Origin of the sequence: Kineococcus gurbantunggutensis, from assembly GCF_050871925.1 — a bacterium.
Lineage (GTDB): Bacteria > Actinomycetota > Actinomycetes > Actinomycetales > Kineococcaceae > Kineococcus.
Window position 1 is genome coordinate 1 of sequence record NZ_JBJLSG010000071.1, and the last position, 24,992, is coordinate 24,992.

General features: G+C 77.5%; 27 protein-coding genes. 21 read left to right on the forward strand and 6 right to left on the reverse strand.

The window, feature by feature from the left end; translation table 11 throughout:
* Positions 1-88: 88 nt before the first annotated feature.
* The 11 genes from rimM (at position 89) to ACRYR7_RS14130 (ending at position 9,286) form a co-directional block, all read left to right on the forward strand.
* A complete protein-coding gene (gene rimM / locus ACRYR7_RS14080) occupies positions 89-619 on the forward strand; it encodes a ribosome maturation factor RimM (protein ID WP_432572756.1) in 531 nt (176 codons plus the stop codon).
* Position 620: 1 nt separating this feature from the next.
* Positions 621-1,445 (forward strand): tRNA (guanosine(37)-N1)-methyltransferase TrmD, encoded by an 825-nt coding sequence (gene trmD / locus ACRYR7_RS14085; protein WP_432572736.1) that lies wholly within the window; start codon positions 621-623, stop codon positions 1,443-1,445.
* Positions 1,446-1,603: 158 nt separating this feature from the next.
* On the forward strand, positions 1,604-1,966 hold the full coding sequence (rplS, locus tag ACRYR7_RS14090; protein WP_432572737.1) for a 50S ribosomal protein L19: 363 nt from the start codon (positions 1,604-1,606) through the stop codon (positions 1,964-1,966).
* 204 nt (positions 1,967-2,170) lie between these two features.
* Positions 2,171-2,836 (forward strand): signal peptidase I, encoded by a 666-nt coding sequence (gene lepB / locus ACRYR7_RS14095; protein ID WP_432572738.1) that lies wholly within the window; start codon positions 2,171-2,173, stop codon positions 2,834-2,836.
* Positions 2,833-3,582, forward strand: a complete 750-nt coding sequence (gene lepB / locus ACRYR7_RS14100) for a signal peptidase I (RefSeq protein WP_432572739.1) — start codon at positions 2,833-2,835, stop codon at positions 3,580-3,582. Before lepB (ACRYR7_RS14095) ends, lepB (ACRYR7_RS14100) begins: the two co-directional genes overlap by 4 nt.
* The gene (locus ACRYR7_RS14105; protein WP_432572740.1) at positions 3,579-4,382 is read left to right on the forward strand and encodes a ribonuclease HII; all 804 of its coding nucleotides are present in this window, start codon (positions 3,579-3,581) and stop codon (positions 4,380-4,382) included. Before lepB (ACRYR7_RS14100) ends, ACRYR7_RS14105 begins: the two co-directional genes overlap by 4 nt.
* 7 nt (positions 4,383-4,389) lie before the next feature.
* Positions 4,390-4,716, forward strand: a complete 327-nt coding sequence (locus ACRYR7_RS14110; protein WP_432491671.1) for a DUF2469 domain-containing protein — start codon at positions 4,390-4,392, stop codon at positions 4,714-4,716.
* Positions 4,717-4,818: 102 nt separating this feature from the next.
* Positions 4,819-5,187: a YraN family protein gene (locus ACRYR7_RS14115; RefSeq protein ID WP_432572741.1), complete on the forward strand. Its 369-nt coding sequence runs from the start codon at positions 4,819-4,821 to the stop codon at positions 5,185-5,187.
* Positions 5,187-6,749 carry a YifB family Mg chelatase-like AAA ATPase gene (locus ACRYR7_RS14120; protein ID WP_432572742.1) on the forward strand — a complete coding sequence of 521 codons (1,563 nt, stop codon included), beginning with the start codon at positions 5,187-5,189 and terminating at the stop codon, positions 6,747-6,749. Before ACRYR7_RS14115 ends, ACRYR7_RS14120 begins: the two co-directional genes overlap by 1 nt.
* Complete coding sequence (gene dprA, locus ACRYR7_RS14125) at positions 6,746-7,960, forward strand: DNA-processing protein DprA (RefSeq protein WP_432572743.1); 1,215 nt, start codon at positions 6,746-6,748, stop codon at positions 7,958-7,960. Before ACRYR7_RS14120 ends, dprA begins: the two co-directional genes overlap by 4 nt.
* Positions 7,961-8,116: 156 nt before the next feature.
* Entirely contained in the window at positions 8,117-9,286 is a 1,170-nt protein-coding gene (locus ACRYR7_RS14130; protein WP_432572757.1) for an RtcB family protein, read from the forward strand.
* 42 nt (positions 9,287-9,328) lie between these two features.
* Here ACRYR7_RS14130 and ACRYR7_RS14135 read toward each other — a convergent pair whose 3' ends face one another.
* Complete coding sequence (locus ACRYR7_RS14135; protein WP_432572744.1) at positions 9,329-9,685, reverse strand: histone-like nucleoid-structuring protein Lsr2; 357 nt, start codon at positions 9,683-9,685, stop codon at positions 9,329-9,331.
* 418 nt (positions 9,686-10,103) lie between these two features.
* On the opposite strand from ACRYR7_RS14135, the gene whiG reads away from it, so the two are divergent.
* Positions 10,104-10,967: an RNA polymerase sigma factor WhiG gene (gene whiG / locus ACRYR7_RS14140; protein WP_432572758.1), complete on the forward strand. Its 864-nt coding sequence runs from the start codon at positions 10,104-10,106 to the stop codon at positions 10,965-10,967.
* A 3-nt stretch (positions 10,968-10,970) separates the two neighbouring features.
* Here the strand turns inward: whiG and ACRYR7_RS14145 are convergent, their stop codons facing one another.
* The 3 genes from ACRYR7_RS14145 to ACRYR7_RS14155 all read right to left on the reverse strand — a co-directional run bounded on the left by ACRYR7_RS14145 (position 10,971) and on the right by ACRYR7_RS14155 (position 13,217).
* Complete coding sequence (locus ACRYR7_RS14145) at positions 10,971-11,564, reverse strand: murein hydrolase activator EnvC family protein (protein ID WP_432572745.1); 594 nt, start codon at positions 11,562-11,564, stop codon at positions 10,971-10,973.
* A gap of 109 nt (positions 11,565-11,673) precedes the next feature.
* Complete coding sequence (locus ACRYR7_RS14150) at positions 11,674-12,054, reverse strand: TraR/DksA family transcriptional regulator (RefSeq protein WP_432572746.1); 381 nt, start codon at positions 12,052-12,054, stop codon at positions 11,674-11,676.
* Complete coding sequence (locus ACRYR7_RS14155) at positions 12,051-13,217, reverse strand: pyridoxal phosphate-dependent aminotransferase (RefSeq protein WP_432572759.1); 1,167 nt, start codon at positions 13,215-13,217, stop codon at positions 12,051-12,053. The genes ACRYR7_RS14150 and ACRYR7_RS14155 overlap by 4 nt, the downstream gene beginning before the upstream one ends.
* A 263-nt stretch (positions 13,218-13,480) precedes the next feature.
* Here ACRYR7_RS14155 and rpsB point away from each other — a divergent pair, with 263 nt between their 5' ends.
* The 7 genes from rpsB to ACRYR7_RS14190 all read left to right on the forward strand — a co-directional run bounded on the left by rpsB (position 13,481) and on the right by ACRYR7_RS14190 (position 19,706).
* Complete coding sequence (gene rpsB / locus ACRYR7_RS14160) at positions 13,481-14,422, forward strand: 30S ribosomal protein S2 (RefSeq protein ID WP_432572747.1); 942 nt, start codon at positions 13,481-13,483, stop codon at positions 14,420-14,422.
* Positions 14,423-14,516: 94 nt separating this feature from the next.
* Positions 14,517-15,344, forward strand: a complete 828-nt coding sequence (tsf, locus tag ACRYR7_RS14165; RefSeq protein WP_432572748.1) for a translation elongation factor Ts — start codon at positions 14,517-14,519, stop codon at positions 15,342-15,344.
* 187 nt (positions 15,345-15,531) lie between these two features.
* A complete protein-coding gene (pyrH, locus tag ACRYR7_RS14170; RefSeq protein WP_432572760.1) occupies positions 15,532-16,278 on the forward strand; it encodes a UMP kinase in 747 nt (248 codons plus the stop codon).
* A gap of 79 nt (positions 16,279-16,357) precedes the next feature.
* Entirely contained in the window at positions 16,358-16,915 is a 558-nt protein-coding gene (gene frr / locus ACRYR7_RS14175) for a ribosome recycling factor (protein ID WP_432572749.1), read from the forward strand.
* Entirely contained in the window at positions 16,912-17,787 is an 876-nt protein-coding gene (locus tag ACRYR7_RS14180) for a phosphatidate cytidylyltransferase (RefSeq protein ID WP_432572750.1), read from the forward strand. Before frr ends, ACRYR7_RS14180 begins: the two co-directional genes overlap by 4 nt.
* Positions 17,788-17,992: 205 nt before the next feature.
* Positions 17,993-19,096, forward strand: coding sequence for a dual-specificity RNA methyltransferase RlmN (rlmN, locus tag ACRYR7_RS14185; protein WP_432572761.1), 1,104 nt, complete (start codon positions 17,993-17,995; stop codon positions 19,094-19,096).
* Between the two features lie 25 nt (positions 19,097-19,121).
* Positions 19,122-19,706 carry a DivIVA domain-containing protein gene (locus ACRYR7_RS14190; RefSeq protein ID WP_432572751.1) on the forward strand — a complete coding sequence of 195 codons (585 nt, stop codon included), beginning with the start codon at positions 19,122-19,124 and terminating at the stop codon, positions 19,704-19,706.
* A 50-nt stretch (positions 19,707-19,756) separates the two neighbouring features.
* Here ACRYR7_RS14190 and ACRYR7_RS14195 read toward each other — a convergent pair whose 3' ends face one another.
* Both ACRYR7_RS14195 and ACRYR7_RS14200 read right to left on the reverse strand, forming a co-directional pair.
* A complete protein-coding gene (locus ACRYR7_RS14195; protein WP_432572752.1) occupies positions 19,757-20,158 on the reverse strand; it encodes a pyridoxamine 5'-phosphate oxidase family protein in 402 nt (133 codons plus the stop codon).
* 10 nt (positions 20,159-20,168) lie between these two features.
* Positions 20,169-21,926, reverse strand: coding sequence for a helix-turn-helix domain-containing protein (locus ACRYR7_RS14200; protein WP_432572753.1), 1,758 nt, complete (start codon positions 21,924-21,926; stop codon positions 20,169-20,171).
* Here ACRYR7_RS14200 and gabT point away from each other — a divergent pair.
* Together gabT and ACRYR7_RS14210 are read left to right on the forward strand one after the other, a co-directional pair.
* Entirely contained in the window at positions 21,916-23,382 is a 1,467-nt protein-coding gene (gabT, locus tag ACRYR7_RS14205) for a 4-aminobutyrate--2-oxoglutarate transaminase (protein WP_432572754.1), read from the forward strand. The genes ACRYR7_RS14200 and gabT overlap by 11 nt on opposite strands.
* A 25-nt stretch (positions 23,383-23,407) precedes the next feature.
* The gene (locus ACRYR7_RS14210; RefSeq protein WP_432572755.1) at positions 23,408-24,898 is read left to right on the forward strand and encodes an NAD-dependent succinate-semialdehyde dehydrogenase; all 1,491 of its coding nucleotides are present in this window, start codon (positions 23,408-23,410) and stop codon (positions 24,896-24,898) included.
* The last annotated feature ends 94 nt before the right edge of the window (positions 24,899-24,992 follow it).

Sequence of the window (24,992 nt, forward strand, 5' to 3'; positions counted from 1 at the left end):
GGTCGCCCCGGCGACCGCGGCGCTCGCTGCGTCCTGCCCCGGACCGCCCCACCCGCCCCGACCGGACCGCCCCGCCCTGGAGACCCCCGTGGAGTACGTCGTCGCCCGCATCGGCCGCCCGCACGGCGTGCGCGGGGAGGTCACCCTGGAGCTGCGCACCGACGCGCCCGGGGAGCGCTTCGCCCCCGGCGCGGTCCTGCGCACCGACCCGGCCCCGCGCGGGCCGCTGACCGTGGAGTCCGCCCGCTGGCACACCGGCACCCTGCTGGTCGCCTTCGAGGGCGTCGAGGGCCGCGACGCCGTGGAGGCGCTGCGCGACACGCTGCTGCTCGTGGACGTCGACGAGGTCGCCGGCGCCGAGGACGACGCCTGGTACCCGCACCAGCTGCGCGGCCTGGCGGCGGTGACCGCCGGCGGCACCGCCCTGGGCACCGTGGCCGACCTGCTCACCGGCACCGCCCAGGACCTGCTGGTGGTCACGGGCACCGACGGGCGCGAGGTGCTCGTGCCGTTCGTCGAGCGCCTGGTGCCCGTGGTCGACGTGCCCGGCGGCCGCGTCGTGCTCGACCCGCCCGGCGGGCTGTTCGCCGAGCTGCCCGGCGAGGAGGACGAGGGCTGACGTGCGCGTCGACGTCGTCTCCATCTTCGGCGAGTACCTCTCGCCGCTGTCGCTGTCGCTGATCGGCAAGGCGCGCGCGCAGGGGCTGCTGGACCTGCGCGTGCACGACCTGCGCGAGCACACCCGCGACCGGCACCGCACCGTCGACGACACCCCCTACGGCGGCGGCGCCGGGCTGCTGATGAAGCCCGAGCCGTGGGGCGAGGCGCTGGACGCGGTGCTGGCCGACCCGCCCGCGGGCGACGGCGGGCGCGGGCCGGTGCTGCTGGTGCCCAGCCCCGCGGGTGAGGTCTTCACCCAGGCCGCGGCCGTGGAGCTGGCCGCCGAGCCGTGGCTGGCCTTCGCGTGCGGGCGCTACGAGGGCATCGACGCGCGCGTGGTGGAGCACTACCGCGCCCGCGGGGTGCGCGTGCGCGAGGTGTCGCTGGGCGACTACGTCCTCAACGGCGGCGAGGTGGCGGTGCTCGTGGTCGTCGAGGCCGTCGCGCGCCTGCTGCCCGGCGTGGTGGGCAACGCCGCCAGCCTGGCCGAGGAGAGCCACGCTGCCGAGCACGACGGGCTGCTGGAGCACCCGGCCTACACCAAGCCGGCCAGCTGGCGCGGCCTGGACGTGCCCGCCGTGCTCTCCAGCGGCGACCACGGCGCCGTCGCGCGCTGGCGGCGCGAGCAGGCGCTGCGCCGCACCGCCCGGCGTCGCCCCGACCTGCTGGCGCACCTGGACCCGGCGCGCTGCGACGCCGCCGACGCGCGGGTGCTGGCCGAGGAGGGCTTCGCCCCCGACGGCGCCGGCGGGTTCGGCCCGGCCGCCCCGGCTGTGGCAGACTGAACGGCTGACACGTACAACGCCGCGACGGCCGGTGACCGCTGCCCCCGGGCCGCGGGGGTGCGCCCGCCACAGGGGACGCACCCGCCCGGAGGACACCGCCGCGGGACCGATGCCTGAGCCGGGGACCTGTGGCGCCGGCAGGGGAGAAGAGCGACACCATGCACGTGCTCGACACGGTCGACGCCGCCAGCCTGCGCAGCGACGTCCCGGAGTTCCGCGCCGGCGACACCCTCAAGGTCCACGTCAAGGTGGTCGAGGGCAACCGCTCGCGCATCCAGGTCTTCCAGGGCGTCGTCATCCGCCGCACCGGCGGTGGCGTGCGCGAGAGCTTCACCGTCCGCAAGGTGAGCTTCGGCGTGGGCGTGGAGCGGACCTTCCCGCTGCACACCCCGATCATCGACAAGATCGAGGTCGTCACCCGCGGTGACGTCAAGCGCGCCAAGCTGTACTACCTGCGCGACCTGCGCGGCAAGGCCGCCAAGATCAAGGAGCGTCGCGACTCCACGTCGCCGCGCGGCTGAGCGAGGTCCCGCCACGACGGGCCGGGTCCCCACCGGGGACCCGGCCCGTCGTCGTCCCGGCCCCGTGCCCGCCGCCGTCCCCGCGGCCGCCCCGGTCCGCGGCGCGCGGCGGCCGGACCCGCCGGCGCCCCGGCGGCTAGGATCGCCGCAGCGCACGGGTCCGCCTGCCGCGCCACCGCAGTGCCCGACGCAGCCAGGAGCCCCGTGACGACCACCCAGCCGACCACGGCTCCGCGAGGGGAGCGGCCGGCCTCGCGGGGCGTCCGCGCCGTCGCGGTCCTCGCCGTGGCCCTGCTCGCCGCCCTGGTGCTGCGCAGCTTCGTCGTGCAGACGTTCTCCATCCCCTCGGACTCGATGAGCCCGGCGCTGGAGCCGGGGCAGCGGGTGCTGGTGTGGCGCGTGGGCGCCGGGGACGTGCGCCGCGGCGACGTCGTCGTCTTCGACGGCACCGGCACCTTCGTCGACGCCCCGCCGCCGCCGCGGGGCCTGGCCCGCGCCGGCGCCGCCGTCGGCTCGGCCCTGGGCTGGCACCCCGGCGAGAGCGACTTCGTCAAGCGCGTGGTGGGCCTGCCCGGCGAGCGCGTGGCCTGCTGCGACGCGCAGGGCCGGCTGACCGTCGACGGGCGGCCGCTGGAGGAGCCGTACGTGCACCCCGGCGACGCGGCCAGCGACGTGCGCTTCGACGTGGAGGTGCCGCCCGGGCGGCTGTGGGTGATGGGCGACCACCGCGCCGAGTCGGTGGACTCGCGCTCGCACCTGGGCTCGCCCGGCGGGGGCACGGTCGCGCTGGAGGACGTCGTGGGCCGCGTGGTGGCGATCAGCTGGCCGCCGACCGACCTGGGTGCCGTGAGCCGCGAGGAGGAGCAGTGAGCGCAGGGCACGACGCCCCCGAGCAGTCCGCCGGGGAGCACGAGCCGCAGAGGCCCGCCCGCGGCGGCGGGGTGCTGGCCGCCGTGCGGGAGACCGTCCTGGTCGTCGCGGTGGCCCTGGTGGTCTCCCTGGTGGTCAAGACGTTCTTGCTGCAGGCGTTCTACATCCCCTCGCAGTCCATGGAGCGCACCCTGGACATCGGCGACCGCGTCGTGGTCAGCAAGCTGACCCCCGGCCCCTTCGCCCTGCACCGCGGCGACGTCGTGGTCTTCGCCGACCCCGGCGGCTGGCTGGCCGCCACCCCCGAGCCGCAGCGCAGCCCGCTGGGCGCGGTCGCCGCCGACGTGCTCACCTTCGTGGGCCTGCTGCCGGAGGACTCCGACGACCACCTCATCAAGCGGGTGATCGGCCTGCCGGGCGACCACGTGGTGTGCTGCGACGCGCAGGGGCGCACCACCGTCAACGACGTCGCCGTCGACGAGAGGGCCTACCTCTACCCCGGCGCCGAGCCCAGCCTGGACGAGTTCGACGTCACGGTGCCCGCCGGCCGGCTGTGGGTGATGGGGGACAACCGCGCCGAGTCCGCCGACTCCCGCTACAACCGCCAGAAGGAGTACGACGGGTTCGTCCCCCTGGACCACGTCGTCGGCCGCGCCTACGCGGTCGTGTGGCCGCTGCCGCACGCCGCCTGGCTGGGCACCCCCGGGGCGTTCGACGACGTCCCCGGGCGCACGGGCGTCGGGTGAGCCCGGCGGGCGCGGCGCCGTCCGCGCCGACGCTGCGCGTGGAGCGCTCCCTGCTGCGGGCCGGGCACGCCCTGGTCGCCGGCGTGGACGAGGTGGGCCGCGGCGCGCTGGCCGGCCCGGTCACCGTCGGGGTGCTCGTCGTCGACGCCGGCACCCCGGCCGCGCCGCGGGGACTGCGCGACTCCAAGCTGCTCACCCCCGCCGTGCGCGAGGCCCTGGTGCCCCTGCTGCGCGCCTGGGCCGTGGCCTGGGCCGTGGGGCACGCCGAGCCGCACGAGGTCGACGCCGCGGGCATCACGGCGGCGCTGCGCCTGGCGGGCCGGCGGGCGCTGGCCCAGCTGCCCGCGGCGCCCTCGCTCGTCCTGCTCGACGGCAACCACGACTGGCTCGGCGACCCGCCGGCGGCGCAGCCCACCCTGCTGGACCCGCCCGGTGCGCCCGGTGCGGCGGCGGACCTGCTGGACCTGCCGTGCCCCGCCCCGCCGGTGACCACCCGCGTCAAGGCCGACCTCACCTGCGCCGCCGTGGCCGGGGCGAGCGTGCTGGCCAAGACGGAGCGCGACGCGCTCATGGCGCAGCGCCACGCCGAGCACCCGCACTACGGCTGGGACGCCAACAAGGGCTACGGCGCCCCCGGGCACCTGGCCGCCATCGCCGAGCACGGCCGCTGCGCGCAGCACCGGCGCAGCTGGCGCCTGCCCGCCGCGGCCCTGCCCGCCCCGCGCGCCGGCGCCCCCGCCGACACGCGCACCGGCGCGCCCGGCTCGGCCGGGGACGACCGCGGGGTGCGGGGGGCATGATGGTCCCGTGAGCGCCGAGGACCTCGAGAACTACGAGACCGAGATGGAGCTGCAGCTCTACCGGGAGTACCGGGACGTCGTGTCGCTCTTCTCCTACGTGGTCGAGACGGAGCGGCGCTTCTACCTGGCCAACTCGGTCGACCTGCAGGTGCGCACCGGCGACGGCGAGACGTACTTCGAGCTGACCCTGCACGACGCGTGGGTGTGGGACGTGTACCGCCCGGCGCGCTTCGTGCGCGACGTGCGCGTGGTGACGTTCAAGGACGTCAACGTCGAGGAGCTGCAGAAGCGCGACATCGAGGTGCCCGACACGCCGCAGCTGCGCGACCGCTGACGCGCCGCCGTCTCCACAGGCGGCGCCCGCACCCCGCGGGGCGGCGGCGGCTGTGGAGGCGGCCCGCCGCGCCGCCCGCGGCGGCGAGGGTGCGCACCGGAGGTGGTGCGCGTGCGCGCGAAGGACGGGGTCGGCCGCTACGGCGAGAGGCTGGCGGCCCGCAGGCTCGGCGAGACCGGCATGACGGTCCTGGAGACCAACTGGCGCTGCCGGGCCAGGGAGATCGACATCGTGGCCCGCGACGGGGACTGCCTCGTCGTGTGCGAGGTCAAGACCCGCCGCAGCACGCGCGCGGGCAGCGCCGTGGAGGCCGTCACGCCCGCGAAGCTGGCGAGGCTGCGGCGCCTGGCGGGGGAGTGGCTGCGCGCCCACCCCGAGCAGCGCGCTCCCCGCGTGCGCCTGGACGTGGTCGCGGTGACGCTGCCGGCGCGCGGCGCCGCGCACGTGCAGCACCTGCGCGGGGTGTCCTGATGGCCCTGGCGCGCGCCCTGGCCGTCGGCCTGGTCGGCCTGGACGGCCACCTCGTGCAGGTCGAGGCCGACATCTCCCCGGGGCTGCCGGCGTTCGTGCTCGTCGGCCTGCCCGACGCCTCCCTGCACGAGGCCAAGGACCGGGTGCGCGCGGCGACGGCCAACTCCGGCTGCCCGCTGCCGCAGCAGCGCATCACCGTGAACCTCTCGCCGGCGACCCTGCCCAAGTCCGGCTCCGGCTTCGACCTGGCCGTCGCCGTCGCCGCGCTCACCGCCAGCGGGGTGCTGCCCGCCGAGGCCTCCGCCGGCGCCGTGCACCTGGGCGAGCTCGGCCTGGACGGCAGCGTGCGGGCCGTCGACGGCGTGCTGCCGGCCGTGCTGGCCGCCGCGCGCGCCGGGGTGCGCTCGGTCGTCGTGCCCGCCGCCACCGCCGAGGAGGCCGCGCTGGTGCCCGGGGTGCGGGTGCGCGGGGTGCGCTGGCTCGCCGAGCTCGTCGCCGACTACCGCGGCGACCCGCCGCCCGAGCTGCCCGAGCCCGGCGCGGCCCCCGCGCCGCCGGTGGCGGCCGCCCCGCGCCCCGCGCCCGACCTCGCCGACGTCGTCGGCCAGGGCGACGCCCGCTTCGCCCTGGAGGTGGCCGCCGCGGGCGCCCACCACCTGCTGATGTCCGGCCCGCCCGGGGCGGGCAAGACGATGCTGGCCGCGCGGCTGCCCGGGCTGCTGCCCGACCTGGACGAGCAGGCGGCCCTGGAGGTCACCGCCGTGCACTCGGTGGCCGGCGCTCTGCGCGCGCGCCCGGGCGCCGCGGCCCTGATCACCCGGCCCCCCTACGAGGACCCGCACCACACCGCCTCCGTCGCCTCCGTCGTCGGCGGCGGCAGCGGGGTGCCGCGCCCGGGCGCGGCCTCGCGCGCCCACCGCGGGGTGCTCTTCCTCGACGAGGCCCCCGAGTTCGAGGCCCGCGTGCTGGAGGCGCTGCGCCAGCCGCTGGAGCAGGGCGAACTGGTGCTGCACCGCGCCCGCGGCGCCGCGCGCTACCCGGCCCGCTTCCAGCTGGTCCTGGCCGCCAACCCCTGCCCCTGCGGGCGCGCGGTGGGCCGGGCGCTGGAGTGCACCTGCACCGCCCAGGCGCGGCGGCGCTACGCCGCCAAGCTGTCCGGGCCGCTGCTGGACCGGGTGGACGTGCGGGTCGACGTGCAGGCGGTCACCCGCGCCCAGGTGGCCGAGGGGGCGGCGGGGGAGGCCACCGCGGTCGTCGCCGCCCGCGTCCGCGCGGCCCGCGCGCTGGCCGCCGAGCGCCTGCGCCCGCACGGCGCGCGCTGCAACGGCGAGCTGCGCGGTCCGGTCCTGCGCGGGGCGCTGCGGCTGCCGCCCGCGGTGACCACCGACCTCGACCGCGCCATGGAGCGCGGTGCGCTGACGCTGCGCGGGGTGGACCGCGTGCTGCGCGTGGCCTGGACGGTCGCCGACCTGCGCGGGGCGGGCGCCCCCGACCGCGACGACGTGGGCCGGGCGCTGGCGCTGCGCGGGGTGCCCGGCGCCCTGCCGGGGGCCGCCGCGTGAGCGCCCCCGTGCCCGCCGGCCCCGCCGGTCCGGGCCCCGCGGGCCACGTCCCCGCCCGGCGGGTGCCGCCCGCGCTGCGCCCCGCCCTGGACGACGAGCGGCTGGCCCGCGCGGCCTGGAGCCGGCTGGCCGAGCCCGGCGACGCGGCCGCCGCGGCCCTGGTCGCCGAGGTCGGCGCCGCGCTGGCCCTGGAGGCGGTCGTCACCGGCCGCGGCCCGCGGCGCTGGCAGACCCGCCTGGAGGACGCCGACCCCGTCGCCGACCTCGCCCGCGCCCGCGCCGTCGGCGGGCGCCTGGTCGTGCCCGGCGACGACGAGTGGCCGGCGGGCCTGGACGACCTCGCCCACCACGGCGGTCCGGACCGGCCCCTGGGGGCGCCCCTGGCGCTGTGGGTGCGCGGCCCGGTGCACCTGGCCGAGGCGGTGCGGCGCAGCGCCGCGGTGGTCGGCTCGCGCGCCAGCACCGCCTACGGCGAGCACGTCACCTCCGAGATCGCCGCCGGCCTGGCCGAGCGCGGCGTCGCCGTCGTCAGCGGCGGCGCGTTCGGCGTCGACGCGGTCGCGCACCGCGCCGCGCTTGCCGTCGGCGGCACCAGCGTGGCGGTGCTCGCCGGCGGGGTGGACCGCCCCTACCCGCCGGGCAACGCCGCGCTGCTGGGCCGGCTGGCCCGCGAGGGCGCCGTGGTCAGCGAGGTGCCCTGCGGCGCCCACCCGACCCGGTGGCGCTTCCTGGAGCGCAACCGCCTCATCGCCGCGGCCACCGCGGGCACGGTCGTCGTGGAGGCCGCGTGGCGCTCGGGGGCGCTGTCCACCGCCGACCGCGCCGAGAGGCTGCTGCGGCCCGTCGGGGCGGTGCCCGGGCCGGTGACCTCGGCCGCCTCGGCCGGGTGCCACCGGCTGCTGCGCGAGCGCGGCGCCGTCTGCGTCACCTGCGCCGACGACGTCGCCGAGCTGCTCGGGCCCGTGGGCTCGACCCCCGCGCCGGCACCCCCCGCGCCGGAGCGGCGCCCCTTCGACGGGCTGGGGCCCGAGGAGCTGCGCGTGGCCGAGTCGCTGCCGCGCCGCAGCGCCGCCAGCACCGAGCGCATCGCCAAGGACGCCGGGCTGGAGGTGGCCGCCGTGCACGCGCTGCTGGGACGGCTGGAGCTGGCCGGCACCGCCGTGCGCCACGGCGCGGGCTGGCGGCTGGGCACGCCCACCCCGCGCGGGTGAGGCCCGGCTCGCGCCGCGTGCGCGGCGCGGGTACGCAGGGGAGGGGGAAAACCGGTGGTCGCCCCGGGGGCCGGGCCCGTACCGTCGACCCCCGTGCCGCACGAGAGCCGTTGCGGCGCAACCGTTCGCGAGACCGGGGACAGGAGCGTGGCGACCGTGGAGAAGCTGGACGAGAAGCTGCTGAGCTGGGCGTCGATCCTCGACGAGGGCACCCGGCGCCAGGCGCTGAACACCTCCCGCCTGCCCTTCATCCACCCGCACGTCGCCCTGATGCCCGACGCGCACCTGGGCAAGGGCGCCACCGTCGGCTCGGTGATCCCCACCGACGGCGCGCTCGTCCCCGCCGCGGTGGGGGTCGACATCGGCTGCGGGATGATCGCGGTGCGCACGCAGTTCGGCGCCGACGCGCTGCGCGGCCGCGACCTGTCGGTGCTGCGGGTGGCGATCGAGCGCAGCGTGCCCCTGTCGGCCGGTGCGGCCAACCGCCGGGTCAGCACCACGGCCGCGCCGCGCGTGGCCGAGCTGGAGGCCACCGAGCCCGGGCGCGCGGCCTTCCGCGAGTCGCTGGTGCCCCGCTGGCGCCTGGCGCTGGGCTCGCTGGGCTCGGGGAACCACTTCATCGAGGTGAGCCTGGACGAGCAGGAGCGCGTCTGGCTGTTCCTGCACTCCGGCTCGCGCGGGCCGGGCAACAAGCTGGCGGTGCACCACATCGCGGTCGCCCGCGAGCGCGCGCGCCGCGAGCACCTGGAGCTGCCCGACGCCGACCTCGCCCACCTCGTGGAGGGCACCGCGGAGTTCGACGCCTACGTCTCGGACCTGCGCTGGGCGCAGCGCTTCGCCCTGCTCAACCGCGAGGAGATGATGGACCGGGTGGCCGCGCGGCTGTCGGAGTTCCTCGGCGAGCCCGTGCAGGAGCGCGAGCGCATCAACTGCCACCACAACTACACCGTGCGCGAGGAGCACTACGGCCGCCGGGTGTGGCTCTCCCGCAAGGGGGCCATCGACGCGGCCGCCGGCCGGCCCGGGCTGATCCCGGGGTCCATGGGCACCGCGAGCTACGTCGTCGTCGGCAAGGGCGACCGCGCGTCGCTGAACTCCTCCCCGCACGGGGCGGGCCGGGAGTTCAGCCGCACCGCGGCGCGCAAGCGGTTCACCCGCGAGCAGCTGCGCGAGGCGATGGCCGGCATCGAGTACCGCGACACCGACGCCTTCCTCGACGAGATCCCGGCGGCGTACAAGGACATCGACCGCGTCATGGCCGACGCCGCGGACCTGGTGGAGGTCCGGCACGTGCTGCGCCAGGTCGTCAACGTCAAGGGCGACTGACCGCTGCCGCGCCGGGCCCGCGGGCCCGGCGCGGCGGTGCGCTCAGGCCAGGGACCGCTTGTACTGCTCGACGACCTCGGACTTGATGCGCCCGCGGTCGCTGACCTCGATGCCGTTCTCGCGCGCCCACGCGCGCACCGCGGCGCCGTCCACCGCCTCGCCGTCGCCGTCCGGGCGGGGTGCGCTCACGCCCGCGGAGGGGGTCGCGGAGCCGCTGCGCCGGCCGCCGACGCGCCGGCCGTGCTCGACGTAGGGGGCCAGGGCGCGCCGCAGCCTCTCGGCGTTGGGCGCGCTCAGGTCGATCTCGTAGTGGGTGCCCTCCAGGCCGAAGCGGACGGTCTCGCTCGCCTCGCCGCCGTCCACGTCGTCGGTCAGGACCACCGTCGTCCGCTGCGCCACTGCCTCGCCCCCCGTGCGTGCCCGCGCGGGTGCGCTGCGCACCCGCGCCCCGCGGCGCCGGCGGCACCGCGGGGACGGCCATCCTGGCACGCGGGCCCCGCCGCGCCCCCTCCCGCGGCCGCACCGGCCCGGCGCGGCGCGCGCCCCGCCGCGACGGGTCGCGCTCCGACCTCAGGCTCGTAGCATTCAGGAGTCGCTCGGTCACGCTACGCTGACAACGACGCAGATCCACACGCACGTCTCCGTCGAGCGGTTGCGGAGACCGCACCGTCGGCGCCCTGGCGGGCCCGACGCACGGGGGGAGGACACGGTGGACGCACCATCGGGGCGCGAGGCCGCAGCGGTCGCGCCGTCGGAGCGCACCGGCTCCGGGCTGAGCGTGGTCACCGACGACGGCGCCGACAGCCCTGCGCAGGGCCTGGGGGAGGCCACCGCCGAGGAGGTCCGCCCCGCCGGGCGGCCGCAGGCCAACGCCCGCTTCACGAGCCGCAAGGGGCCGGTCACCCCCGAGCAGGAGGAGGCCGAGGCCCTCCTGCGCGGCATGTGGGTGGAGTTCAAGGCCAGCGGCGACGCCCTCGTGCGCGAGAAGCTGATCATGCACTACTCGCCGCTGGTGAAGTACGTCGCCGGCCGCGTCGGCGTCGGCCTGCCGCCGAACATCGAGCAGGCCGACCTGGTCTCGTACGGCATCTTCGGCCTGATCGACGCCATCGAGAAGTTCGACATCGAGCGCGCGATCAAGTTCGAGACCTACGCCATCTCCCGCATCCGCGGCGCCATCATCGACGAGCTGCGCGCCATCGACTGGATCCCGCGCTCGGTGCGCAGCAAGGCCCGCGAGGTCGAGCGCACCTACGCCGCCCTCGAGGGGGAGCTGCACCGCACGCCCACCGAGGCCGAGGTGGCCGAGCGGATGGGCATCGCGCTGTCGGACCTGCACCACATCTTCAGCCAGGTCTCCTACGTCAACGTCGTCGCCCTGGACGAGCTGCTGAGCGTGTCGGGGGAGAAGGGCGACAAGCTCTCCCTCGTCGACACCCTCGAGGACACCCGGGCCGAGGACCCCGTGGCCGCCTTCGAGGGCGAGGAGACGAAGTTCCTGCTCGCCCGGGCGATCAACCAGCTGCCCGAGCGCGAGAAGATCGTCGTCACCCTCTACTACTACGAGGGCCTCACCCTCGCCGAGATCGGCCGCGTCCTCGGGGTCACCGAGTCGCGCATCTGCCAGATGCACACCAAGGCCGTCCTGCAGCTGCGCGGCAAGCTCAGCGACGCCGGCTGAGCCTCAGCCCGCCCGCCCCAGCGGCAGCAGCACGGGCGGGCCGGCCGGCGCCAGCGCGGCCAGCGGGTCCAGGTGGTCCGCGCCGCGGCGCAGGCCCAGGTGCAGGCACGGGCGCTGCCCGCAGTGCTGCCCGGCCGTGAGCACCGCGAACGCCTCCCCGCGCCGGGCGCGGGCGCCCACCGGCAGCGTCGCCAGCGCCGGCTCGTAGGTGCTGCGCAGGCCACCGGCGTGCTCCAGCACCACCACGCCCCGGCCCGCCACCGGACCGGCGAACGCCACCACCCCCGCCGCCGGGGCCAGCACCGCCTGCCCGGGGCCGGCGGCCAGGTCCACCCCGCGGTGCCCGGCGGCGTAGCGCTGCACCTCGTCGTAGCCGCGCAGCACCGCCGGGGCCGGCGCCAGCGGCCACGCCCACCCCGCCGCGGCCGGCCCGGCCGCAGCGGGCTCCAGCGCTGGTCCCGCCGCCGCTGGTCCCGCCGCGCTCGCCACGGCCGCGGCCCGCTGCGGCGGCGGGGCGCTCGCGGCCGGAGCGGTGACGAGGGCCGCGGCGACCAGGGCGGTCGACAGCGCTGCCAGGGGCGCGGCGGAGGCGGGCACCGCCGCACGGTGGCGCACCGGCGCCCCCCGGCGCCGGGTGCCGGCGGTGCGCTGTGGACGCGGCCGCCCCGGCGGCCCCCGGGTCTCCCGCGGCGCCCCGGCGCGCCCCTCAGGGGCGGGGCGGGCGGTGCCGCGGCGGGCCGGCCGCGGCGCAGGCGACGCACGTCGTCGCCCAGGGCCGGGCGGCCAGGCGCTCGGCCGCGATCGGGCGCCCGCAGCGCTCGCACCGCCCGAAGCCGGGCTCGTCCAGGCGGCGCAGGGCGTCGCTCAGCTGCGCCAGCCGCTCGCGCACCTGCTCGAGCACGGCGGCGGCCTGCGCGCGCTCGAAGGCGGTGGTCGACCCCTCGGGGTCGTGCTCGTCGTCGGCGCCGCCCTCGGCGGCGACCTCCAGGGCGCTGGCGAGCTCGCGCTCGAGGTCGGCGGCGCGGGCGCCGGCCGCGGCCCGCTCCTCCTCCAGCACCCGGCGCAGGTCGCCGCCCGGCCCGCTCACCGCGGCCGCAGCGCCTGCAGGCGCTCGCAGGCCTCCAGCAGCACCGCGTCGGACTTGCAGAAGGTGAAGCGCACCAGCGGCCGGGCGGCCTCGGCGGCGGGCCCGTCCGGGGTGCAGAAGGCCGACACCGGCACGCCCACGACCCCGGCCAGCTCCGGCAGGGCCCGGCAGAAGGCGGTGCCGTCCTCGAAGCCCAGCGGGCGCGGGTCGGCGACGACGAAGTAGGTGCCCTGCGGCACGCCCACCGCGAACCCGGCGGAGAGCAGCCCCTCGCGCAGCAGGTCCCGGCGACGCTGCAGGTCCGCGGCCAGCTCGCGGTAGAAGCCGTCGCCCAGGCCCAGCGCGCGGGCCACCGCGGGCTGGAACGGCGCGCCGTTGACGTAGGTGAGGAACTGCTTGACGGTGCGCACCGCGGCCACCAGGTGCGCCGGGCCGGTGACCCAGCCGACCTTCCAGCCGGTGACCGAGAACGTCTTGCCCGCGGAGGAGACCGACAGGGTCCGCTCCGCCATGCCCGGCAGGCTCGCCGGCGGCACGTGCGCCGCGCCGTCGAAGACGAGGTGCTCGTACACCTCGTCGGTGAGCACCACCACGTCGTGCTCGACGGCCAGGCGCGCCACCTCGGTGAGCTCCTCGCGGGTGAGGACCGTGCCGGTGGGGTTGTGCGGGGTGTTGAGCAGCACCAGGCGGGTGCGCCCGGAGAAGGCCGCGCGCAGCCCCTCGCGGTCCAGCGCGAAGCGGCCCGATCCGTCCGCGGCCGGCAGCAGCGCCACCGGGCGCTGCACGGCCCCCGCCAGGGCGATCACCGCCGCGTAGGAGTCGTAGGCGGGCTCCAGCACGACGACCTCGTCGCCCGGTTCGGCCAGCGCCAGCACGGCCGCCGCGACGCCCTCGGTGGCCCCGGCGGTGACGAGGACCTGCGTGGCCGGGTCCAGCTCCGCGCCGCGGAAGCGGCGCTGGTGCGCGGCCACCGCCTCCAGCAGCTCGGGCTCGCCGAGGCCGGGCGGGTACTGGTTGCGCCCGGTGCGGATCGCCTCGGCGGCGTCGGCCAGCAGCGAGGCCGGGCCGTCGGCGTCGGGGAAGCCCTGGCCCAGGTTCACCGCCCCGGTGCGCTGCGCGAGCGCCGACATCTCGGCGAAGATCGTCGGTCCGAAGCGCCGCATGCGTCGCACGACACCGCCGCGGTCGAGGCTGGTGCTCACGACCAGTAGACTACGAGGGCACGTCGTGCGCGCCCGGTCCCGGCCGTCCGCGGTCGGCGTGACACCGCGTCCCCGCGTCCTGCGCTCAGCAGGGAGCCACCCCTCTCGGTCCGCCGTCACCGGCGGTCGGGGTGCGCCGCCGGGGACCAGGCGCGTCGGGCCGGCCGGTCCGCCGCGGAGAACCGATCGGCCCCGACGGGGGGCCGGCACGAGGAGGACCACCCATGGCCGTCGTGACGATGCGCCAGCTGCTCGAGTCCGGTGTGCACTTCGGGCACCAGACGCGCCGCTGGAACCCGAAGATGAAGCGCTTCCTGTTCACCGAGCGCAACGGCATCTACATCATCGACCTGCAGCAGTCGCTGTCGTTCATCGACCGCGCCTACGACTTCGTCAAGGAGACCGTCGCCCACGGCGGCTCGATCCTGTTCATCGGCACGAAGAAGCAGGCCCAGGAGCCCATCGCCGAGCAGGCCCGCCGCGTGGGCATGCCGTTCGTGAACCAGCGCTGGCTCGGCGGCATGCTGACCAACTTCTCCACCGTCTCCAAGCGGATCGCGCGCCTGCGCGAGCTCGAGGAGGTCGACTTCGACGACGTGGCCGGCTCCGGCCTGACGAAGAAGGAGCTCCTCGTCCTGCGCCGCGAGAAGGAGAAGCTGGACAAGACCCTCGGCGGCATCCGCGACATGTCCAAGGTGCCCTCCGCGGTGTGGATCGTCGACACCAACAAGGAGCACCTGGCCGTCGACGAGGCCAAGAAGCTGAACATCCCCGTCGTCGCGATCCTGGACTCCAACTGCGACCCGGACGACGTGGACTACCGCATCCCCGGCAACGACGACGCGATCCGCTCGGTCACCCTGCTGACCCGCGTCATCGCCGACGCCGTCGCCGAGGGCCTGCAGATCCGCCACGGCGGCGGCACCGCCGCGGCGTCCGACGCCGAGCCGCTGGCCGCCTGGGAGCAGGACCTGCTCGCCGGCAGCGAGGGCATCCAGTCCGGCGGCAGCGAGTCCACCGCCACCGTCGAGGCCGCCTCGCGCCCGGAGGCCGCCGCGGCCGCCGCCGCCACCGGCCAGGACGCCGAGGCCGTCGCCCTCTCCGGCGACGAGCCCACCGAGGCCGAGGCCCCCTCGCAGACGGTCGGCGCCTCCACCCAGGCCTGACCGCGCACGCCCCGGGCCGTCCGCGGCCCGGGGCGTCCGTGCGTCCGGCCCCCCCGATCCCAGATCGTCCCGAGACCCAGGAGGAGAAGGACCGATGGCTGCGTACACCGCCGCTGACGTCAAGAAGCTGCGCGAGATGACCGGCGCGGGCATGCTGGACTGCAAGAACGCGCTGGTCGAGGCCGAGGGCGACTTCGACAAGGCCGTCGAGCTGCTGCGCATCAAGGGCCTCAAGGGCGTCACCAAGCGCGAAGGCCGCGACGCCTCCAACGGCCTGGTGGCCGCGCACGTCGACGGCGGCGTGGGCGTGCTCGTCGAGGTCAACTGCGAGACCGACTTCGTCGCCAAGGGCGAGCGCTTCATCGAGCTGGCCGACCGCGTGCTGCAGCAGGCCGTCGCGATCGGCGCGGCCGACGCGCAGTCCCTGCTGGCCTCCGACATGGGCGGCAAGACCGTGCAGGAGGTCCTCGACGAGGCCAACGCGACGATCGGCGAGAAGATCGTCGTCAACCGCGTCGCCCGCGTGGAGGGCGCCCACGTGTCCTCCTACCTGCACAAGACGGCCAGCGACCTGCCGCCGACCATCGGCGTGCTGGTGGCCCTGGACTCCACCAATGACGAGCTCGGCCGCGACGTGGCCATGCACGCGGCGGCCATGTCCCCGATCTACCTCAGCCGCGACGAGGTCCCGGCCGAGACGGTCGAGAACGAGCGCCGCATCGCCGAGGAGACCGCGCGCGAGGAGAAGAAGCCCGAGGCCGCCATGGCCAAGATCGTCGAGGGCCGCGTCAACAGCTACTTCAAGGACAACGTCCTGCTGGAGCAGCCGTTCGCCAAGGACCCGAAGCAGACGATCACCAAGCTGCTCGATGGTGCGGGCGTGAAGCTCACCGGCTACGCGCGCATCCGCGTCGGCGCCTGAGACGTCCCACCGCGGGGCGGGTGGACTCCGGTCCACCCGCCCCGTTCGCGCGTCCGGGGGCCCCGCACCCGTCCGGACCAGCGCACCCGCACCACCGGCGCCCGCACGCGCGGCGGTGCGGCACACTTCCCCAGAACCCCGACCCGCCGTAGAGGAGACCCGCGTGCCGGACACCACCGAGCCGAGCCTGACCGTCGACCTGGAGGCCGGCACGGTCGAGCCCGGCCCGCGCTACCGCCGGGTGCTGCTGAAGCTGTCCGGCGAGTTCTTCGGCAACGGCTCCGTCGGTGTCGACCCCGACGTGATCGCCCAGGTCGCCCGGGAGATCGCCAGCGGCGTCAAGCAGGGCGTGCAGGTCGCCATCGTCGTCGGCGGCGGCAACTTCTTCCGCGGCGCGGAGCTGTCCCAGCGCGGCATGGAGCGCAGCCGCGCCGACTACATGGGCATGCTCGGCACGGTGATGAACGCCCTGGCCCTGCAGGACTTCCTGGAGCAGGCCGGCGTGGACACCCGCGTGCAGACCGCCATCGCCATGGGCCAGGTGGCCGAGCCCTACATCCCGCGCCGCGCCATCCGCCACATGGAGAAGAACCGCGTGGTCATCTTCGGCGCGGGCGCGGGCATGCCGTACTTCTCCACCGACACCGTGGCCGCCCAGCGGGCGCTGGAGGTGCGCGCCGACGCCGTCCTGATGGCCAAGAACGGCGTCGACGGCGTCTACACGGGCGACCCGCGCAAGGACCCCACCGCCACCAAGATCGACGAGATCAGCTACGCGGAGGCCCTGCAGCGCGGGCTGCGCGTGGTCGACACCACCGCCTTCAGCCTGTGCATGGACAACCGCCTGCCCATGGTCGTCTTCGGCATGGAGGGCCAGGGCGTGGCGCGCGCGCTGCGGGGTGAGAGGATCGGCACGCAGGTGACCGCCGGCTGAGCTGCCGCGGGCCCGGGGGACCGGGCCCGCCGCCCACCGCGGGCACCGGGACGCGCCGGAGCAGGACGAAGGGACCACCGTGATCGACGACACCCTCCTCGAGGCCGAGGAGAAGATGAGCAAGGCGATCGACGTCGCCAAGGAGGACTTCGGCGCCATCCGCACCGGCCGGGCGAACGCGGCCATGTTCCACAAGATCCTCGTGGACTACTACGGTGCGCCGACCCCGCTGCAGCAGCTCGCCTCCTTCCAGATCCCCGAGGCGCGCTCGGTCCTCATCACGCCCTTCGACCGCAGCGCGATGGGCGAGATCGAGAAGGCGCTGCGCAACTCCGACCTCGGCGTCAACCCCGGCAACGACGGCCACGTCATCCGCGTGGCGCTGCCGCAGCTGACCGAGGAGCGGCGCAAGGACTACATCAAGCTCGCCCGCACCAAGGCCGAGGACGCGCGCGTGTCCCTGCGCAACGTCCGCCGCCGCGCCAAGGAGGAGCTGGACCGCATCGTCAAGGACGGCGAGGCCGGCGAGGACGAGGTCACCCGCGCGGAGAAGGACCTCGAGGCCACGACGAGGAAGTACGTCGAGGCCGTCGACGAGCTGCTGAAGAACAAGGAAGCGGAACTCCTGGCGGTGTGAACGCGCCCGCACCCGACGCGGCCACCGGAGCCGCGCGCACGCCCCGCGCCGGGCGCAACCTGCCCGCCGCGGTCGGCGTGGGTCTCGCGCTCGGCGCGGTGCTGCTGCTCAGCCTCTTCGTGCGGCCCGAGGCGTTCGTCGTCCTCGCCTGCGCCGCCGTCCTCTACGGCACCGTCGAGGTGGTGCGCGCCTTCCGCGTCCAGCACCTGCGGGTGCCGGTGCTGCCCCCGGTCGTGGGCACCCTCGCGATGCTGCCCGGCGCCTACCTCGGCGGCGGCGAGACCCTGCTGGTCGCGTACGCCCTGAGCGTGCTCGCGGTCCTGGTGTGGCGGATGGTCGCCACCGGCGGCGACCACGGCAGCCCCGTGGGGGTGCCGGCGGTGCGCGACGTCGCCGGCGGCGTCTTCGTCGTCTCGTACGGCCCGCTGCTGGGCTCCTTCGCGATGCTCATGCTCGCCGCCTCCGACGGGCCCTGGCGGGTGCTGCTCTTCGTGCTGCTGGCCGTGGCCAGCGACATCGGCGGCTACGCGGCCGGCGTCTTCCTCGGCCGGCACCCCATGGCCCCCTCCGTCAGCCCGAAGAAGTCCTGGGAGGGCACCGCCGGCTCGCTGGCCACCGGTGCGGTGCTGGGCGCGGTGTGCCTGCCGCTGATGCTCGGCGGGCCGTGGTGGGGCGGGCTGCTGCTGGGCCTGGTCACCGTCGCCGTCGCCGTCCTGGGGGACCTGTCGGAGTCCATGCTCAAGCGGGACCTGGGCATCAAGGACATGGGCGACCTGCTGCCCGGGCACGGCGGCGTCATGGACCGGCTGGACTCGCTGCTGCCCACCGCGCCCGTCGTGCACCTGCTGCTGCTGGTGCTCGTCGGCCCCTGAGCCCGGCCCCCGAGCACCGCCGCGTGCCCGTTCCCGCGCGACCGCGGGAACGGGCACGCGCGCGCCTTACCATGGGAGGACCATGCCGACTCCCCCCGCCCCCGCCACCGCGGCGGACGCCCCCCAGGACTTCAGCCAGGACTTCGCCCGGGACGCCGACCGCCGCCCGCTGCCCCTGGCCCCGGCCGCCCCCGGCGCGCTCGTGATGACCGCCCCCCGCCGGGGCAAGCCGCCGCGCCACTTCAGCGACCTGGAGCCCGCCGACCGCGCCGCGGCGCTGGCCGAGCTGGGCGAGAAGCCGTTCCGCGCCCGCCAGCTGGCCACGCAGTGGTTCGAGCGCCTCGAGGACGACCCCGAGCGCATGACCGACCTGCCGGCCGCCTCGCGCCGGCGCATCGCCGACGCGCTGCTGCCCACGCTGCTGACGCCGGTGCGCTCCCTGACCGCCGACGGCGGCCGGACCGTCAAGACGCTGTGGCGCCTGCACGACGGCGCCCTCGTGGAGTCGGTCCTCATGCGCTACAAGAACCGCGACACCCTGTGCATCTCCAGCCAGGCCGGGTGCGGCATGAACTGCCCCTTCTGCGCCACCGGGCAGGCCGGCCTGACCCGCAACCTGTCCACCGCCGAGATCGTCGAGCAGGTCCTGGCCGCCTCGCGCTCCCTGGCGCGCGGGGAGGTCGCCGGCGGCCCCGGCCGCGTCTCCAACGTCGTCTTCATGGGCATGGGCGAGGCGCTGGCCAACTACCGCTCGGCCGTGGCCGCCGTGCGCCGGCTCACCGCCCCGGCCCCGGACGGCGTGGGCCTCTCCGCGCGCGGGCTGACGATGTCGACCGTCGGCCTGGTGCCGGCGATCGACAAGTTCGCCGCCGAGGGCATCGCGGCCACCCTCGCGCTGAGCCTGCACGCCCCCGACGACGAGCTGCGCGACGAGCTGGTGCCGGTCAACCGGCGCTGGAAGGTCGCCGAGGCCCTGGACGCCGCCCGGCGCTACTTCGACGCCACGGGCCGGCGCGTGAGCATCGAGTACGCGCTCATCCGCGACGTCAACGACCAGGCGTGGCGCGCGGACCGCCTGGGCAAGCTGCTCAACGCGCGCGGGCGCGGCTGGGTGCACGTCAACCCCATCCCGCTGAACCCGACGCCGGGCTCGAAGTGGACGGCCAGCGACCCGGCGGTGGAGCGGGCGTTCGTGGCGGCCCTGGAGGCCCGCGGCATCCCCACCACCGTGCGCGACACCCGCGGCAGCGACATCGACGGCGCCTGCGGCCAGCTGGCCGCGGTGGCGCCCGAGCAGCCGCGCGCGTGAGCGCACCGCTGCCCGGGGCGCACCGGTGACGCAGGAGGTGGGCGAGCGCGGCGTCGAGGAGGCGCTGCGCCAGCGCCCGCACCGCACCGGCCGCCTGCGCCGCGGCTACCGAGCCGCCGACGTCGACGCGTTCTTCGAGCACGCCGAGCGGGCCGTGCCCGCGGGCCGGCTCACCGCGGCGCAGGTGCGCGCGGTCGGCTTCGGCGCCCAGTTCGGCGGGTACGACGTGGAGGCCACCGACGCGGTGCTGGCCGGCCTGGAGGACCGCCTGGCCCGCGCCGAGCGGGTGCGCGCCCTGGCCGGCGGCGCCCAGCGGCAGTGGGCCGAGCGGCACGCCGCGCTCAGCGCGGCGGTGCTGGGCCGGCTCGACGAGCCCGACGGCGAGCGGTTCCCCCGCGCGCGCCGCCTGCGCCGCGGCTACCGCCCCGGCGACGTCGACGCGCTGTGCGCCCTGCTGGCCGAGCACTTCGCCGGCGGCGCGCGCCTGGAGGCCGCGGACGTGCGCGCGGCGCTGTTCCGCCCGCGCCGGGGCCGGCGCGGCTACCGCGAGGCGCCCGTGGACGCCTTCCTCGACCGCGTCGTGGAGCTGATGACCTCCCACGAGGCCTGAGGCCCGGAGGGGCCCCGGGGTCCCGGTGCCCGCGCCCGCGCGGGCGGGGCTCAGTCCCAGGGCGGCACGGACCCCAGCACCCGGTCGACGTCGACGACGACCACGACGCGCTGCGGGTTGGGCCGGGGGGTGCGGTAGCGCTCGGCGTAGCGGCGCTCGGCGTCGGCGACCTCCTCGGCCGCGGTGAGCAGCCGCCCGGGACCCTCCAGCGCCAGCCAGCGCCGGCCGTCCACCTGCGCCACCACGGCGCGCGAGCCCTCGCGCACGTTGCGGGCCTTGCGGGAGGGCCCGGAGGTGATGACCCGCACCGTGGCGGTGCCGGGGTCGAAGGTGAACCCGACGGGCACCACGTGCGGGGAGCCGTCCGGGCGCAGCGTCGTCAGGGTCGCCAGGTGCCGCTCGCGCAGGAACTCCAGCGCGGCGGGCGGCAGGTCGTGCGGGTCCAGGGCCACGGGCGGCAACCTACGGCCCCGCACCACCCGCCGGTGCACCCGTCCCACCCGCCCGGGCACCGGCCGGTGCACCCGTCGGGGCGTCCAGCGCCAGCCACAGCTCGGCGCGGTCCTGCGGCACGTCGAGGGAGCGCCCCAGCACCTGCTCGAGCCGGGCCAGACGGTGCCGCAGCGTGTTGCGGTGCACCCCCAGGGCGCTCGCCGCGGCCAGGCGCTGGCCGTGGTGGGCCAGGAAGGCGTGCCCGGCGGCGCGCAGGTCGGCGGCCTCCGCGGGCGGCAGCCGCTCCAGGGGGTGCAGCACCTCCGCCGCCCAGGCCCGCAGCCCGTCCCCGCCCCAGCGCGCCGCGAGCGCGGTCGCGCCGGGCTCGTCGGCGCGCACCACCGGGCGCCCCGCGCCGGTGCGCGCCGCGGCCGCCCGCGCGGACGCCTCGCCCAGCGCCGCCCCCGCGGGCGGCACGGCCAGGCCGGTGCCCACGCGCAGCCCCGCGCCGCTCAGCGCCGCCTCGCAGGCGGCCGGCGCGTCCCGCGCCTCCGGGCACAGCACGAGCACGTCGCCGCGGCGCGGCAGGACGGCGACCAGCGCGCCCGCGGGCAGCGCCGGCAGGTCCGCCGGGTCCGGGGCCCCCGCCGAGCCGCCCCCGCCGTCCTCGTGCCCGCCGTCCTCGTGCCCGCCGCGCACGTGCAGCAGCCGCAGCACGGCGGGCAGCGCGGGCGGGTCGGCGGGCGGTGCGGTTGGCGGTGCGGAGGCCAGCACGTCCGCGGCGGCGCCGACGTGCCCGGCCAGCAGCAGCTCCACCGCGCAGCCGGCCCAGCGGGCCCGCTCGCGCCGGGCGCAGCGCTCCTGCTCCAGCAGCACGCCCAGCAGCGCCGCGGCCGTGCCCACCACCGCCTGCCGGGCGCGGGCCGGCTCCGGCGCGGCGCTCAGCACCAGCCAGGCGTGCGGGGCGCCGGCCGCGCCGGCCGCGCCGACGGCGCGCACGTGCACGCTGCCGGTGGGGGAGAGGTCGGTGTGGCTGGCCAGCAGCGCGCGCGGGCGCAGGCGCCGCACCACGGCGGCCGTGCCGGCGGGCAGCGGGCCGGGACCGCCGGCGCGCAGCACCGCACCGCGCTCGTCGACCAGCCATGCGGTGCCCGCGGTGGCGCGCCCGAGCACCGCGAGCAGCCGCCCGGTGCCGTCCGGCCCGCCCGCGGCCACGGCGAGGTCGCGCTGCGCCTGCGCCGCGGCGGCCTCGGCGGCGCTCTCGCCGCTGCGCAGCAGGTCCGCCAGCGCCTCGGAGACGGCGATGAACGGGGTGGCCGGCGGCACCTCCAGCAGCGCCACCCCGCGGCGCGCGGCGGCGGCGACCAGCGGGGCGGGCACCCGCTCGTGGCTCAGCCCGGTGCCGAAGCCGACGGCCCCCACCCCGGCCCCGGCGAGGCGCTCCAGCCAGGCGGGCCAGTCCTGCCCGCCGCCCGTCCCGCTGCCGAGGCCGGTGGTGAGCAGCAGCTCACCGCCCTCCAGGAAGGCGGCGGGGTCCTCCAGCTCGCTGGTGGCGACCCAGCGCAGCGCGGCCGAGGTGCCGCCGGCCACGACGCGCAGCCCCAGCTCTGCGCGCGCCAGCAGGTCCGCGACCGTCACCACGGTGGCACCTTCGCACAGCAGCGGGCCGCCGGTCGTGCTGGGTGGACATCGACAGCGCCCGGCGGCGTGCCTAGCGTCGTGGCCGCCGGTGCCGCCGCGGTGCCGGCGCAGCGATCCGAGGACGAGGAGCAGCACCGTGACCGACACCGCGACCGGCACCGCCACCGGCACCGCCACCGGCGGGCCCGCCCTGCCCCAGGAGCGCCGGCTGGTCACCGAGGTGCCCGGTCCGCGCTCGCGCGCGCTGGCCGCCCGGCGCGCGGCGTCGGTGTCCGCCGCCGTCGGCTCCTCCACGCCCTTCTACGCCGCGGCCGCCGGCGGCGGCGTCGTCGTGGACGTCGACGGCAACTCCTTCATCGACCTCGGCTCCGGCATCGCGGTCGCCACGGTGGGCAACTCCGCCCCGCAGGTCGTCGAGGCCGTCACCGAGCAGGTCTCCCGCTTCACCCACACCTGCTTCATGATCACGCCGTACGAGGCGTACGTGCAGGTCGCCGAGGCCCTCAACGAGCTCACCCCGGGCGACCACGCGAAGAGGACCGCGCTGTTCACCTCCGGCGCCGAGGCCGTCGAGAACGCGGTGAAGATCGCCCGCGCGCACACCGGCCGCCCGGCCGTCGTCGTCTTCGACCACGCCTACCACGGCCGCACGAACCTCACGATGGCGATGACCGCCAAGAGCGCCCCCTACAAGAGCGGCTTCGGCCCCTTCGCCCCCGAGGTCTACCGCGCGCCCCTGTCGTACCCGTTCCGCGACGGCACCGACGCCGAGGGCCGTCCCGTGGACGGCCCCGCCGCGGCCCGCCGCGCGATCGAGGTCATCGAGAAGCAGGTCGGCGCGGCCCACCTGGCGGCGGTCGTCGTCGAGCCGATCCAGGGCGAGGGCGGCTTCATCGTCCCGGCCCCGGGGTTCCTGCCGGCGCTGGCGGAGTGGACCCGCGCGAACGGCGTCGTCCTCGTCGCCGACGAGGTGCAGACCGGCTTCGCGCGCACCGGCGCGATGTTCGCCTGCGAGCACGAGGGCGTCGTGCCCGACCTGGTGACCACCGCCAAGGGCATCGCCGGCGGCCTGCCGCTGTCCGCGGTCACCGGCCGCGCGGAGATCATGGACGCGCCCGTCACCGGCGGCCTGGGCGGCACCTACGGCGGCAGCCCCGCCGCGTGCGCCGCCGCGGTCGGCGCCCTGCGCGCGGTGCGCGAGGGCGGCCTGGTCGAGCGCGCCCGGCGCATCGAGGAGGTCGTCGGCGCCCGGCTGCGGCGCCTGGCCGCGCGCGACGCGCGCGTGGGCGACGTGCGCGGGCGCGGGGCGATGATGGCGGCCGAGCTGGTGCGGCCGGGCACGCGCGAGCCCGACGCGGCCCTGGCCGCCGCGGTGGCGCGCGAGGCCGCCCGGCGCGGCGTGGTCGTCCTGACCTGCGGCACCCACGGCAACGTCCTGCGCTTCCTGCCGCCGCTGGTCATCGCCGACGAGCTGCTGGAGGAGGCCTTCGACGTCCTCGACGAGGTGTTCGCCGCCCTGGAGCCGCCGGCGGCCCCCGCCGCCGCGCGCGCCGCGGACGGCGCGGTGCGCGCCGCCGGGGGCGACGACCAGGACGTGGACTGAGCGGGACGGGCGGGGAGGACGCGTGGTGAGCACGACGACGGGCGCGACGACGGGCGGGGCGCAGCGCGAGCGGGAGCTGGTGGCCTCGGTGCCCACCGGCCTGTTCACCGGCGGGTCGTGGCGCGCGGCCCAGGGCGGGCGCACGGTCGCGGTGGAGGACCCCGCCACCGGCGAGGTGCTCGCGCACGTGGCCGACGCCGCGGTGGCCGACGGCCGCGCCGCGCTGGACGCCGCGGTGGCCGCCCAGCGCGGCTGGGCGCGCACCCCGACGCGCGAGCGCGCCGAGCTGCTGCGCCGCGCGTTCGAGGCGGTCACCGCGCGCGGGGAGGACTTCGCGCTGCTGATGACGCTGGAGATGGGCAAGCCGCTGGACCAGGCGCGCGCGGAGGTCGCCTACGGCGCGGAGTTCCTGCGCTGGTTCTCCGAGGAGGCCCCGCGCATCTCGGGCCGCTACGCGCAGGACCCCGCGGGCGGCTCGCGGCTGCTGACGCTCAAGCAGCCGGTGGGCCCGACCCTGGCCATCACGCCGTGGAACTTCCCGCTGGCGATGGCCACCCGCAAGATCGCCCCGGCGCTCGCGGCCGGCTGCGCGCTGGTGCTCAAGCCCGCCACGCAGACGCCGCTGACCGCGCTGCTGCTGGCGCAGGTGCTCCAGGGCGCCGGCCTGCCCGACGGCGTGCTCAACGTCGTCACCACCACCTCCACCCGGCAGGTCGTGGAACCGCTGGTGCGCGACGCGCGGCTGCGCAAGCTCACCTTCACCGGCTCCACGCCCGTCGGGCGCGCGCTGGTGGAGCAGTCCGCCCAGCGGCTGCTGCGCCTCAGCATGGAGCTGGGCGGCAACGCCCCGTTCCTCGTCTTCGACGACGCCGACCTCGACGCGGCGGTCGAGGGCGCGCTGGCCGCGAAGATGCGCAACACGGGCGAGGCGTGCACCGCCGCCAACCGCTTCTACGTCCAGCGCGGCGTGGCGCGGGAGTTCTCCCGCCGCCTGGCCGAGCGGATGGGCGCGCTGCGCGTCGGCCGCGGCACCGAGGACGGCGTGCAGGTGGGCCCGCTCATCGACGCGCGCGCCCGCGACGGCGTGGCGCGCCGGGTGGGCGAGGCGGTGGCCGCCGGCGCGCGGGTGCTCACCGGCGGCGAGGGGGTGGGGGAGCGCGGCTACTTCTACGCGCCCACCGTCGTGGAGGCCGTGCCGGCCGGGGCGCGGCTGCTGACCGAGGAGACCTTCGGCCCCGTCGCCCCGGTGGCGACCTTCGAGACCGAGGAGGAGGCCGTGGCGCTGGCCGACGACACCGAGCACGGCCTGGTCGGCTACGTCTTCACCGAGGGCCTCTCGCGCGGGCTGCGGGTGGCCGAGGCGCTGGAGACGGGCATGGTGGGCCTGAACGCCGGGGTGGTCTCCAACGCCGCGGCGCCCTTCGGCGGGGTGAAGGCCTCCGGCTTCGGCCGCGAGGGCGGCGCCGAGGGCATCGAGGAGTACCTGGAGACGAAGTACGTCGGCTTCCCGCTGTGAGCGGGGCCCGGGGGGGGGGGGGGGGGGGGGGGGCGGGGGGGGGGGGGGGGGGGGGGGCGGGGGGCGGGGCGGGGGGGGGGGGGGGCCGGGGGGC